Origin of the sequence: Bradyrhizobium genosp. L (genome assembly GCF_015624485.1) — a bacterium.
In the GTDB taxonomy this organism is placed as follows: domain Bacteria; phylum Pseudomonadota; class Alphaproteobacteria; order Rhizobiales; family Xanthobacteraceae; genus Bradyrhizobium.
In genome coordinates, this window is record NZ_CP061378.1 from 61591 (window position 1) to 73606 (window position 12016).

At 64.9% G+C, this 12016-nt stretch carries 11 protein-coding genes; 4 read left to right on the plus strand and 7 right to left on the minus strand.

What is annotated here, in order from left to right:
* Positions 1-48 precede the first annotated feature (48 nt).
* Both fabB and fabA read right to left on the minus strand, forming a co-directional pair.
* The gene (gene fabB / locus IC762_RS00255; RefSeq protein WP_195786679.1) at positions 49-1272 is read right to left on the minus strand and encodes a beta-ketoacyl-ACP synthase I; all 1224 of its coding nucleotides are present in this window, start codon (positions 1270-1272) and stop codon (positions 49-51) included.
* A gap of 43 nt (positions 1273-1315) precedes the next feature.
* Positions 1316-1837 carry a bifunctional 3-hydroxydecanoyl-ACP dehydratase/trans-2-decenoyl-ACP isomerase gene (gene fabA / locus IC762_RS00260; protein ID WP_195786680.1) on the minus strand — a complete coding sequence of 174 codons (522 nt, stop codon included), beginning with the start codon at positions 1835-1837 and terminating at the stop codon, positions 1316-1318.
* A gap of 327 nt (positions 1838-2164) precedes the next feature.
* Here fabA and irrA point away from each other — a divergent pair, with 327 nt between their 5' ends.
* Complete coding sequence (irrA, locus tag IC762_RS00265) at positions 2165-2653, plus strand: iron response transcriptional regulator IrrA (protein ID WP_283816325.1); 489 nt, start codon at positions 2165-2167, stop codon at positions 2651-2653.
* Positions 2654-2722: 69 nt separating this feature from the next.
* Here irrA and IC762_RS00270 read toward each other — a convergent pair whose 3' ends face one another.
* Positions 2723-3250, minus strand: coding sequence for an SH3 domain-containing protein (locus IC762_RS00270; RefSeq protein WP_195789943.1), 528 nt, complete (start codon positions 3248-3250; stop codon positions 2723-2725).
* 348 nt (positions 3251-3598) lie between these two features.
* Between IC762_RS00270 and IC762_RS00275 the strand changes: the two genes are divergently transcribed.
* On the plus strand, positions 3599-4603 hold the full coding sequence (locus IC762_RS00275; protein ID WP_195786681.1) for a 2-hydroxyacid dehydrogenase: 1005 nt from the start codon (positions 3599-3601) through the stop codon (positions 4601-4603).
* A gap of 195 nt (positions 4604-4798) precedes the next feature.
* On the opposite strand, the gene IC762_RS00280 is transcribed toward IC762_RS00275, so the two are convergent.
* Positions 4799-5758 carry a LysR family transcriptional regulator gene (locus IC762_RS00280; RefSeq protein WP_195789944.1) on the minus strand — a complete coding sequence of 320 codons (960 nt, stop codon included), beginning with the start codon at positions 5756-5758 and terminating at the stop codon, positions 4799-4801.
* A 119-nt stretch (positions 5759-5877) separates the two neighbouring features.
* On the opposite strand from IC762_RS00280, the gene IC762_RS00285 reads away from it, so the two are divergent.
* The gene (locus IC762_RS00285) at positions 5878-6885 is read left to right on the plus strand and encodes an aldo/keto reductase (RefSeq protein ID WP_195786682.1); all 1008 of its coding nucleotides are present in this window, start codon (positions 5878-5880) and stop codon (positions 6883-6885) included.
* 2 nt (positions 6886-6887) lie between these two features.
* On the opposite strand, the gene IC762_RS00290 is transcribed toward IC762_RS00285, so the two are convergent.
* A complete protein-coding gene (locus IC762_RS00290) occupies positions 6888-7688 on the minus strand; it encodes a HesA/MoeB/ThiF family protein (RefSeq protein WP_195786683.1) in 801 nt (266 codons plus the stop codon).
* Between the two features lie 119 nt (positions 7689-7807).
* Here IC762_RS00290 and IC762_RS00295 point away from each other — a divergent pair, with 119 nt between their 5' ends.
* Positions 7808-9166 (plus strand): serine protease, encoded by a 1359-nt coding sequence (locus IC762_RS00295; RefSeq protein WP_195786684.1) that lies wholly within the window; start codon positions 7808-7810, stop codon positions 9164-9166.
* Positions 9167-9393: 227 nt separating this feature from the next.
* Here the strand turns inward: IC762_RS00295 and ggt are convergent, their stop codons facing one another.
* Both ggt and mutM read right to left on the minus strand, forming a co-directional pair.
* The gene (gene ggt, locus IC762_RS00300) at positions 9394-11073 is read right to left on the minus strand and encodes a gamma-glutamyltransferase (protein ID WP_195786685.1); all 1680 of its coding nucleotides are present in this window, start codon (positions 11071-11073) and stop codon (positions 9394-9396) included.
* Positions 11074-11108: 35 nt separating this feature from the next.
* Entirely contained in the window at positions 11109-11987 is an 879-nt protein-coding gene (mutM, locus tag IC762_RS00305; RefSeq protein WP_195786686.1) for a bifunctional DNA-formamidopyrimidine glycosylase/DNA-(apurinic or apyrimidinic site) lyase, read from the minus strand.
* Positions 11988-12016: the final 29 nt, after the last annotated feature.

Consider the following 12016-nt stretch of genomic DNA (forward strand, 5'->3'; position numbering starts at 1 on the left):
ATGCGCGGCCTGCCGGCCTCCATCAGCTGCGGAGAGGCGAAAACGAAATCACGCATCGAGCCGCTTGAACACCAGCGTGGCGTTGGTGCCGCCGAAACCGAACGAATTCGACAGCACGGTGCCGAGCTTGGCGTTGTCGATGCGCTTGCGCACGATCGGCATGTCGGCGAAGGCAGGATCGAGCTCGGTGATATGCGCGCTCTCGCAGACGAAGCCGTTGTTGAGCATCAGGAGCGAATAGATCGCCTCCTGCACGCCGGTGGCGCCGAGCGAATGACCGGTCAGCGCCTTGGTCGCCGAGATCGGCGGGCACTTCTCGCCGGTGCCGAACACCCTGCGGATCGCCTCGATCTCCGGCGGGTCGCCGGCCGGCGTCGAGGTGGCGTGCGGATTGATGTAGTCGATCGGCGTTTTCACCGTCTCGATCGCCATGCGCATGCAGCGCTCGGCGCCCTCGCCTGACGGCGCGACCATGTCGTAACCGTCGGAGGTTGCGCCGTAACCGACGATCTCGCCGTAAATCCGTGCGCCGCGCGCCTTGGCGTGCTCGAGCTCTTCCAGCACCACGACGCCGGCGCCGCCGGCGATCACGAAGCCGTCGCGGCTGATGTCGTAGGGACGCGAGGCGGTCGACGGCGTATCGTTGTATTTCGAGGACATCGCGCCCATGGCGTCGAACAACACCGACAGCGTCCAGTCGAGTTCCTCGCAACCGCCGGCGAAGATGATGTCCTGCTTGCCGATCTGGATCGTCTCATAGGCATTGCCGATGCAATGGTTCGACGTCGCGCAGGCCGACGAGATCGAGTAGTTGACGCCCTTGATCTTGAACCAGGTGGCGAGCGTCGCCGACGCGGTCGAGGACATGCCCTTCGGCACCGCGAACGGACCGACGCGCTTCGGGCCCTTGGCGCGCGCGATGTCGGCGGCTTCCACCAGCGTCCGCGTCGACGGCCCGCCGGATCCCATGATGATGCCGGTGCGGATGTTGGAGACTTCGTTCTCCTCGAGCCCGGAGTCGCGGATCGCCTGTTCCATCGCGACGTGATTCCAGGCCGCGCCTTCGGCGAGAAAGCGCATCGCGCGGCGATCGATCAATTCGGAAGGATTGAGCGTCGGCGCGCCGTGCACCTGCGAGCGAAAGCCAAGCTCGGCGGCCTTCTCCGCACGCGAAATGCCGGACTTCGCCTCGTAGAGGCTCGCAAGCACTTCCTGGGTGTTGTTACCGATGGACGAGACGATGCCCATCCCCGTGATGACAACCCGCCTCATGTTCGCCTCGCCCTGCCTTTATGTTGTCGCATGATGATCCCGCTCAGGACGGCGCCGTGCCCTGCTTGAACAACCCGACCTTCAAGTCCTTGGCGCGATAAATAATCTCGTCGTCCATGGAAAGCCACCCGTCGGCGATTCCAAGCACGAGCTTTGACTTCATCACGCGCTTGATGTCGATGTTGTACACAACCTTGCGCACGTGCGGCAGCACCTGGCCCGAGAACTTCAGCTCACCGAGCCCGAGCGCGCGGCCGCGACCTTCGCCACCGATCCAGCCGAGATAAAAGCCGACCATTTGCCACATGGCGTCGAGGCCGAGGCAGCCCGGCATCACCGGGTCGTTCTTGAAATGGCAGCCGAAGAACCAGAGATCCGGCTTCACTTCCAGCTCGGCGCGCACCAAGCCCTTGCCGAACTCGCCGCCGGTCTCGGAAATCTGGCTGATGCGATCGAACATGAGCATCGGCGGCAGCGGCAATTGCGCATTGCCGGGGCCGAACAGCTCTCCCCGGCCGCAAGCCAGCAGGTCCTCGTATTCATAACCGCCGCGGCGATCCAGCATCCTGTTCTAACCTCTCCAATGTCCCGATGAAGCGCTTGGGCTTGAACCGGACCGTTATCCTCCCACGGGAACTAACGTTTCCCGCCGCTCGGCGCTAGCTGGGCACACTACCGGCATTGATCCCTGCCGAAAGCGCATATGTGGTCCGCGGGACCACTAACATAGGCCCAACCGGGCGGCAAAGCGGCATTCAGGTGATAAATTACCGCCGCTGCATAGGTTTCTGCGCTACCTTGGATTCGTTCTAGTTGCGAAAAACTTGCATCTGGTGGCCATCCTTTTTATATCTATCGGGAATATTGCCTGAGTTAGGTGCATAGAGTGGACATGAGCGACGAAGTACCGGTTTCGAACGATGACGCCGTCCACCCGGCTGCCCGGGGTGCCGGACACCCGGCCCTGACCGGCTGCCCGTGGCATGACGTCAACGAGATGTTGCAGGCTGCCGGCCTGCGGCCGACCCGTCAGCGCATGGCGCTGGGCTGGCTGCTGTTCGGCAAGGGCGCCCGCCATCTGACCGCGGAAATGCTGTACGAGGAAGCCACGCTGGCCAAGGTTCCGGTGTCGCTCGCGACCGTCTACAACACCCTCAACCAGCTCACCGATGCAGGCCTGCTGCGCCAGGTCAGCGTCGACGGCACCAAGACCTATTTCGACACCAACGTGTCGGCCCATCACCACTTCTATCTCGAGCACAATCACGAGCTGGTCGACATCCACGACACTAACATGATGCTGTCGAAGATGCCCGACGTACCGGAGGGCTTCGAGATCTCCCGCGTCGACATGGTGGTGCGGCTGCGCAAGAAGCGCTGAGGCGATTGAAGCTGATGCAGGATTGTCAATGGCCGGGCTCGTCCCGGCCATTGTCGTTTGGATTGGTCGTCAATCCACCTTCTCGTCGGCGTAGACGCCCCACAGCCGCTGCTGCTCGATCCAGCCGTCGAACCCGATGCCTGAGACCCGGCACCAGTTGTTGGCGCATTTCCTGACCTGCGCGACCACGCCGGCCTGCAGCCGCGCCGCGATGGCGCTGGTGGCGTCGGGGCGGTCGTAGAGCGAGGCGAGATCGTCCTTGTTCTTCATGGTGACGACCGCGGTGCGGCGACCGGACAACAGGGAGTGGTAGACCCAGCCCTCGGCGCCCTCGGAATCGCGGACCCGCCGCCAGTTCTCGAATTCGGCGGTAATCTCCACCGGCAGGCCGGAGCGGGTGTAGACCCAGGCGACGTCGTTGTCCTTGGTCGGACCGGCCCGGACGTTCACATGGTCGGATTTCAGGCTGACATAGCGCGGGATCGGCAGTCCGCTGGTGGTCGGGCTGGGATCCTTGGCGGAATGCCCGGGCATGATCGATGCGCTCAGCATGCTCCCGACCAGCGCCACCAACGAGCCGAAACGCCAGAACGCCACCACCATCAACTCGTCTCCTGTCGAGATGCCCGGCCCGCATTCGGCGCGCCGCAAAGCCAAACCCGCGCCTGAATGTCAGGCCCCCGTGCCGCCGCCCGCCGGCGCGCTTCGCGATGCCCGAGGGGTTCTTGTCTTGGCCCGGCCTTCTGCTAGAGAGGACGGAACGCCTTGAGAACCAGAACGCCCCGAATTTCCCTCAGGCCGAACGCCGGGTAGATATCGGGGAACCCTAGGAAACGCGAAGGAAACGCCGGGACAGCGCGGCTTTCTGCAGTGTCGAACAACCGGGTTAATGAGGCCTGAAGGCTTTGCGCTTTGGCAAAGCCGAACGCCTCATGAGAGCAGGACATGTCGGTAAAGAAAAAGCCTCTCGTCGTCGTCACCCGCAAGCTGCCGGACTCGATCGAGACCCGGATGCGCGAGCTGTTCGACGCCAGACTGAACCTCGACGACACGCCGATGACCACGGAGCAGATCGCCGAGGCGGTGAAGACCGCCGACGTGCTGGTGCCGACGGTCACCGACATGATCCGCGAGGACGTGATCAACCAGCCCGACTGCCGGCTGAAGATGATCGCCAATTTCGGCAATGGCGTCGACAATATCGACGTCGCGGCGGCGCACGCCCGCGGCATCACGGTGACCAACACCCCGAAGGTGCTGACCGAGGACACCGCCGACATGACCATGGCGCTGATCCTCGCGGTGCCCAGACGGATGATCGAGGGCGCCTCGATCCTGACCGAAGGCAAGCAGCATTGGGCCGGCTGGTCGCCGACCTGGATGCTCGGCCACCGCATCGGCGGCAAACGGCTCGGCATCATCGGCATGGGCCGGATCGGCCAGGCGGTGGCGCGCCGCGCCCGCGCCTTCGGCTTGCAAATCCACTATCACAACCGCCGCCCGGTGGCGCCCAAGATCGCCGACGAGCTCGGGGCGACCTATTGGGAAAGCCTCGACCAGATGCTGGCGCGGATGGACATCATCTCGGTGAACTGCCCGCACACGCCGGCGACCTATCATCTGCTTTCGGCGCGGCGGCTCAAGCTGATCCGCAAGGAGGCCTATATCGTCAACACCGCGCGCGGCGAGGTGATCGACGAGGACACGCTGATCAAGCTGATCGAAGCCGGCGATGTCGGCGGCGCCGGCCTCGACGTCTATGAGCACGAGCCGGCGGTGAACCCGAAGCTGGTGCGGCTCGCAAAAGCCGGCAAGGTGACGCTGCTGCCGCATATGGGCTCGGCTACCATCGAAGGCCGCGTCGAGATGGGCGAGAAGGTGATCATCAACATCAGAACCTTCCTCGACGCCCACAAGCCGCCGGACCGCGTGCTGCCGAGCATGTTGTGACCCTGTAGCTCGCAGTTGAGGGGCGCACTGCAAAAATATCGAAAAACAACCCCATGCAAAGGAGCCCAGGGGCTGCCGAGGCATACTATAACACCGCCATCGGTGTCGCCCCTGCGAAGACCGGACCCATAGCTACAGGGCTTCGTTGTTGCGAGGGCTGTGGCCTCAGCTCAGCAAGACAATTTGCATTCGTGGTTATGGGTCCCGGCTTTCGCCGGGACGACGACGTGGAGAGACCTTGTCTTCCCTTTTCCGTCCCGCCTGCTTGCGCCAGTCGGCGACGAACGCCACGAAGGCGGCGAGCGCGGGCGGCGGCTGGCGGCGGCTCGGGTAATAGAGGAACGGCCCGTCGAACGGCGGGCACCAGTCGTCCAACACGCTGACCAGCGCGCCGGATTTCACGCCGTAGCGGACATAGCCTTCGAACGTTGCCCAATAGCCGACACCGTCGTGAGCCGCGCGCAAGGCGAGGCCGAGATAGGTCGCGATCAGCTTGGCCGGCGGCGAGACCTTGACCACGCGGCCGTTCTTCTCGAACTCCCAATCGAAGATCGCGCCACTGCCGAAACGGGTGCGGATGCAGGCGTGCTTCAGCAGATCCTTCGGGTGCATCGGCCGGCCATGTTTGGCGACATAGTCGCGCGAGGCCACGATCGCGTAGCGCTGCGGCGCCCCGAGCGACACCGCGATCATGTCCTGCGCCAGGTGCTCGCCGTAGCGGACACCGGCGTCGAACCCTTGAGCGACGATGTCGACGAACGCGCTTTCGGCGACGATCTCGAGATCGACCTGCGGGTATTTGGCGAGAAACGGCCCGATCATCGGCGCCAGCACGAGATCGATCGCCGGCGGCGGCGCGTTGATGCGGAGCCGGCCGGACGGCTCGGCGCGCAAGCCGCGCACCTGGTTGAGCGCATCGCCGACATCGTCGATTGCAGGCGCGACGCGGGCGAGCAAGAGTTCGCCGGCTTCGGTCAACGCGACGCTACGGGTGGTGCGGTTCATCAGGCGGACGCCGAGCCGCTCCTCCATGTCGCGCAGGCGCTGGCTGAGGCTCGAGACCGAGACGCGGCTCTCCAGCGCCGCACGCCGGAAATTGCGCGTGCGCGCCACCGCCACGAAGGCATCGAGGTCGCGGAGATCGAAATCCTGCATTGTTCGATATAGTGAACAAGCCATTCTTGATTGTCCAGCTTATCGAAATTGCCGAGGCGGCCCATATCAGCGGCGCCATTTCGCGGTGAAAGTCGCCGCGTTGCACGAGGAGCACCATCATGGACACACGCAAGCTCGGTTCCACCGGCCCGACCGTTTCGGCCATCGGCCTCGGCGCCATGGGCATGTCCGACTTCTACGGTCCCACCGACCGCAGCGAGAGCATCAGTACCATCCATGCAGCGCTCGATGCCGGCATCACCTTGATCGATACCGGCGACTTCTACGGCATGGGCCACAACGAGATGCTGATCGGGGAAGCGCTGAAGGGAGGAAAACGCGACCAGGTGCAGATCAGCGTCAAGTTCGGCGCGCTGCGCGACCCCAACCGCGGCTTCCTCGGCTATGACAGCCGGCCGGCCGCGATGAAGAACTTCGTCGCCTATTCGCTGCAGCGGCTCGGCACCGACCATATCGACATCTACCGCCCGGCGCGGCTCGATCCCAACGTACAGATCGAGGACACGGTCGGCGCCATGGCCGACATGATCAAGTTAGGCTGGATCCGGCATATCGGGCTCTCAGAGGTCGGCTCGGACACGATCCGCCGTGCGCACAAGGTGCATCCGATCGCCGACCTCCAGATCGAATACTCACTGATCTCGCGCGGCATCGAGAGCGACATCCTGAAAACCTGCCGCGAGCTCGGCATCGGCATCACGGCATATGGCGTGCTGGCGCGCGGCCTGATCAGCGGCCATTGGTCGAAGGATCGTGGGGAAGCAAAGGATTTCCGCCTGCTGAGCCCGCGCTTCCAGGCTGAAAACATCGACGCCAATCTCGCGCTGGCAGATCGTCTCCGCATCATCGCCGCGGAGGTCGGTGCCTCGCCGGCGCAGGTCGCGATCGCCTGGGTCGCGGCGCAGGGCGACGACATCGTGCCGCTGGTCGGCGCACGGCGGCGCGAGCGGCTGACGGAGGCACTCGGCGCACGCGACGTAAAACTGAGCGACGCGCATCTCGCCGCATTGGCCAAGGCATTCCCGCCCGGCGCCGCCTCGGGCGGACGCTATCCGGACGAGCACTTGAAGCACATGGACAGCGAGAAGCCGGCAAGGGCTTCGTGAGCTTACGGGTATCCGCTCAGATCGGTGATGCCGGGAGTATCACCATTGAGCGGGTTCTGCGGATCGCGCGCGTAGCGCAGGGTCTCGAAGCGCATCGCGCGCGCATCGACCATCAGGAGGCGCCCGACCAGGCCGTCGCCGAAGCCGACGATCTCGCGGATCGCCTCCAGCGCCATCATCGATCCCAAGACGCCGGCGAGCGCGCCCATCACACCGGCCTCGGCGCAGGCCGGCACGGTGCCCGGCGGCGGCGCCTCCGGAAACAGGCAGCGATAGGTCGGATTGAACGCGCCGTCCGCGTTCCTCTCATGCGCGCGGATCGTGGTCAGCGAGCCGTCGAACTGGCCGAGCGCGGCGGTAATCAGCGGCCGCTTCGCCAGGAAGCAGGCGTCCGAGACCAGATAGCGGGTCTCGAAATTGTCGGAGCCGTCGAGCACCAGATCGTAATTCGCGATCAGCGCCAGCGCATTCGCGGCATTGAGCCGCAACGGATGCGCCTCGAACACCACATGCGGGTTCAATTCACGGATCTGCGCCGCCGCGCTGTCGACCTTGCGCTTGCCGATATCGGACGTGCCGTGGACGATCTGGCGCTGCAAATTTGACAGCGACACGATATCGTCATCAATCACGCCGAGCCGGCCGATACCGGCGGCCGCCAGATACATCAAGACCGGCGCGCCGAGCCCGCCGGCGCCGATCACCAGCACGGAGGCCTTCTTCAGCGCGTTCTGGCCTGGGCCGCCGACCTCGCGCAGCACGATGTGGCGGGCATAGCGTTCGAGCTCTTCGGCACTCAGCATCATGATGTCCTAAGGCGCTGTTCCCTGAACCCACGCGCCGTTGTTGCCGACCAAGCAGATGTGCTTAATTGCGTCCACGTCAATGCTTTCGGTCATTCCCATTTGCTTGCGGATTTGTCATGAGATCGGTGCTTTCGGCAACATTGATGATCGCGGCCGTCGGCGCCGCGCAGGCCCAGATGACGCCGCCGTCGACGGTCGGCGCCAAGCCGAAGGTTGTGACGACCGTTCCGGTGCGTCCTGCGCTGCAGAAGCCGGAGGACACGGCGAACGCGATGGCGCAGGCCGAACGGTTGGCGCTGCAATCGGATCTCGCCTGGGTCGGCGAATATAACGGCGCCATCACGGGCGACGTCAGCGAGCGCATGGTCAATGCGATCAAGGAATTCCAGAAGAACAAAGGCGGCAAGCCGACCGGAGTCTTGAACCCACAGGAGCGCGGTGCGCTCGCCGACACCGCGCGGAAGCGGCAGGACAATGTCGGCTGGAAGATCGTCACCGAGCCCGCCACCGGCGCGCGGCTGGGCATTCCGACCAAGCTGGTGCCGCAGCTCACCAGCGACGCCTCCGGCGCCAAATGGAGCTCGCCGACCGGCACCATCCAGGTGCAGCTTGCGCGGCGCAAGGAGGCCAATCCGACCTCGGCAAAACTCGCCGAGCAGGAGAAGAAGGAGCCGGCCGGCCGCACCATCGACTACACCGTGGTAAAGCCGGATTTCTTCGTGCTGTCCGGCTTGCAGGGGCTGAAGAAGTTTTATTTGCGCGGCACCTTCAAGGGCGACGAGGTGCGCGTGCTTACCATCCTCTACGACCAGGCGACGCAAAACACCGTCGAGCCGGTCGTGATCGCGATGTCGAGCGCATTCAACGCCTTTCCATCCGGCGTCGTGGCCGGCCCGCCGCCGCGCAAGACCGTGGAATATGCCTCCGGCGTCGTGGTCAGCGATGACGGTGCCATCGCCACCGATCGCGTCGCCACCGACGACTGCATCGCGCTGACGATCCCGGGCTACGGCAATGCCGACCGGGTCGCCGAGGACAAGGAGCACGATCTCGCGCTGCTGCGCATCTACGGCGCGCGCGGCCTGAAGCCGCTCGCTATCGGCGCCACCGCGACGCAGACCACGCTCGACATCACCGGCATCGCCGATCCGCAGAACCAGGGCGGCGGCGCGGCCGCGACCAGCGTGAAGGCCTCGGTCGCGCAGCTCGGCGGCGGAGACGCGGCATTGTCGCCGGCGCCGGCAGTCGGCTTTTCCGGCGCAGCCGCGCTCGACGGCAGCGGCAAGTTCGCCGGCATCGCGGTGCTGAAGCCCGTGATCGTCGCCGGCCCCGCAGGCGCTGCGCCTCCCGCACAAGCATCTTTGGTGTCGGCGGAGACGGTGCGCGATTTCCTCAAGGCGCATGGCGTCAACGCGTCAGGCGGATCGGCAGACGCCAAGGCCGCTGTCGTCCGCGTGATCTGCGTCAGGAAGTAACGGGTTCGCGTGTCCCGGACGCGGTGCAGCGTGCAACGAGTCTTTTTCCCCTCGTCGTCCCTGCGAAAGCAGGGACCCATAACCACAGGGCTCGCTTGTTAAAGAAGGCTGTGGCCCCAGCGTCGCACAACAACGACCTTCGGTGGCTATGGGTCCCTGCTTTCGCAGGGACGACATCGAGTATGTTGCGTTATCGAGAGTCGTACATTCCCATCCTCTCAGCAGCATCACCTCAACGCAAACCTGACCCCCGCGCGCGCCAGGCCACCCGCGATCCCCACCGGCGTGCCGTCGGCGCGCCAGCACGCGGCGCCCGACATCGTGCCGTCGGCGTGGAACTGGATCCCGTTCATGCCGCCGGCAACCGTCGCCACCACTTGCACCTTGTGGCCCTTCGCGGTGAGCGCGCCGCGGACGGTTTCCGGCACCGCCTGCTCGACCTCGAGCGCATTGCCCTCGGTCCAGACCCTGGGCGCCTCGACCGCCTCCTGCAGGCTCATGCCGTGATCGATCAGGTTGATCAGCGCCTGCATCGCGCTCGGAAAGATGCGTTTTCCTCCGGGCAGCCCGAGTGCGTAGGCCAATCTGCCGTCGCGCAGCGCCATCATCGGCGACATCGAGGTGGTGACGCGCTTGCCGGCGGCGAGCGACAGCGCGTGCCCGGGCCGCGGATCGAACAGGTTCATGTAATTGTTGGGCACCGTGCCGAGGCCCGGGATCAGGATCTTGGCGCCGAACAGATTGTTGATGGTCTGCGTGGTCGCGACCACGTTGCCCATCGCATCCGCCGCGGTCATGTGCGTGGTATGCGCACTCTCGAGCTGCGTGACGCCGGCGCCCCAGGCCTGGGCGCGCGCGGGATCGATGGCGCGGCGCCGCTCCTCGGCATAGGCTTTCGAGGTCAGCCGCTCGACCGGGACATTGATGTAGGCGGGATCGCCGCTCGCGGCCGCGCGGTCGGCGAAGGCGATCTTCAGCACCTCGGCAAGCAGATGAACCGTCTCGGCGGTGCCGAAGCCGAGCCGCGCGACGTCGTAGCCTTCGAGGATGTTGAGCATCTCTGCGATGTGCACGCCGGACGCGGCCGGCGGCGGCGGACCCAGGATGTCCCAGCCGCGATAGGTGCAGCGGATCGGCTGCCGCTCGACGGTTTTGTAAGTGGCGAGATCCTCGCGCGCGATGAAGCCGCCGTTCTTCGCCATGTAGTCGACGAGGATGTCGCCGAGCGGCCCCTGATACAGCGCGTTGTCGCCATGCTCGGCGATGTATCTCAGTGTCTCGGCGTATTCCGCCTGCACCACGCGCTCGCCGGGCTTCAGCGGCGTGCCGTTGGGCAAATAGATCGCTGCGATCGGCTTGTCCTTGAGCATCTCCTCGGCGCCGTCGGTGATGCATTCGTGCAGATAAGGCGTCGCCGCGTAGCCGCGCGCGGCATGCTTGATCGCCGGCTGCATCACATCAGTGAGGCTCATGGTGCCGAACCGGCGCAGCGTCTCGCACCAGGCTTTCAGCGAGCCCGGCACCGCGACCGCCTTCGGCCCGTTCAGATTCTCGTTGCCGACGGTGTCGAACACGTCATGCGCCGAACCCGGCTTCGAGGTGTAGGTATCCGGCCGCACCGCCTTCGGCACCGTGCTCTGGCCGTCGATGAAGCGGTGACTGCCGTTGGCGAGCCGGATATGCGCCATGCCGCCGCCGATGATGCCGACCATCATCGGCTCGACCACGGTCAGCGTGAACAACGTTGCGATCGCCGCATCGATCGCATTGCCGCCGGCCGCAAGCATCTCGGCGCCCGCGCTTGATGCCAGCGGATGGTTGCTCACCACCATGCCCCGGCTCGAGGTCGCCGGCTGCTTCTCGCACTGAAAGCTGGTTGCTGCGCGCTCGCGCCAATTGCCGCTCATGATCGCTCACTCCCTTGTTGTTATTTTTGGCACTTTCACTTTTGGCACTTCGGGCACCAAAACGTCGAACGGCCGTTCTGGGTGAAGCGCTTGACGATACCGCCGCAGCCCTTGGTTTTGCAGATCTCGCCTTCGCGGTCGTAGACCTGGAACGAATGCTGGAAATAGCCGAGATCGCCATTGGTCAGCCTGTGATCGCTGATCGATGAGCCGCCGGCCTTGATCGCCTGATTGAGCACCGCATGGATCGCATCGACCAAATGCCGCGCGTGGTCGGTGGGCTCGCCCTTTTTGGTCGCGAGCGTGGCGGCCAATCGCCGCGGCGACAGGTGAGCGCGAAACAGCGCTTCGCAGACATAGATGTTGCCAAGCCCCGCCACCACGCGCTGGTCGAGCAGCGCCGCCTTCAGGCTGGTCTTCTTGTTGTGGCAAGCGCGCGCCAGCATCGCGGCGTCGAACTCATTGCCGAGCGGCTCGGGCCCGAGATCCTTCAGCAAAGGCTCGTCCTCAAGCGCGTTGCGGGCGATGATCTTCATGTAGCCGAAGCGGCGCGGATCGTTGAAGACGACGGCGGCGCCCGACGACATGTGGAACACGACATGATCATGCGCGCGATCGTCGCTGCGCGGATGATGGAATTGGCCGGGCGTCGCGCCACCCTCCTTGTGCACGCGGAACGAGCCCGACATGCCCAGATGCATCAGCAGCACGTCACCGGAGGTCAGATCCGCCATCAGATATTTGGCGCGGCGGCCGAGCCCGGTGACGGTCTGGCCTTCGAGACGGGCGATAAAGTCTTTTTGAAAGGGAAACCGCAGATCCTTGCGCCGGGCCTCTGCTTTGACGATTTTCGAGCCCTCCATGGCCGGCTGCAGGCCGCGGCGGACGGTCTCGACTTCGGGTAATTCCGGCATGGAGGCATTCACCTTTTGGAAGTGACGTG

Coding starts and splice junctions, on each gene's coding strand:
- fabB (WP_195786679.1), bottom strand. CDS start 1,272: ATGAGGCGGGTTGTCATCACGGGGATGGGCATCGTCTCGTCCATCGGT.
- fabA (WP_195786680.1), bottom strand. CDS start 1,837: ATGCTGGATCGCCGCGGCGGTTATGAATACGAGGACCTGCTGGCTTGC.
- irrA (WP_283816325.1), top strand. CDS start 2,165: ATGAGCGACGAAGTACCGGTTTCGAACGATGACGCCGTCCACCCGGCT.
- IC762_RS00275 (WP_195786681.1), top strand. CDS start 3,599: ATGTCGGTAAAGAAAAAGCCTCTCGTCGTCGTCACCCGCAAGCTGCCG.
- IC762_RS00280 (WP_195789944.1), bottom strand. CDS start 5,758: ATGCAGGATTTCGATCTCCGCGACCTCGATGCCTTCGTGGCGGTGGCG.
- IC762_RS00285 (WP_195786682.1), top strand. CDS start 5,878: ATGGACACACGCAAGCTCGGTTCCACCGGCCCGACCGTTTCGGCCATC.
- IC762_RS00290 (WP_195786683.1), bottom strand. CDS start 7,688: ATGCTGAGTGCCGAAGAGCTCGAACGCTATGCCCGCCACATCGTGCTG.
- IC762_RS00295 (WP_195786684.1), top strand. CDS start 7,808: ATGAGATCGGTGCTTTCGGCAACATTGATGATCGCGGCCGTCGGCGCC.
- ggt (WP_195786685.1), bottom strand. CDS start 11,073: ATGAGCGGCAATTGGCGCGAGCGCGCAGCAACCAGCTTTCAGTGCGAG.
- mutM (WP_195786686.1), bottom strand. CDS start 11,987: ATGCCGGAATTACCCGAAGTCGAGACCGTCCGCCGCGGCCTGCAGCCG.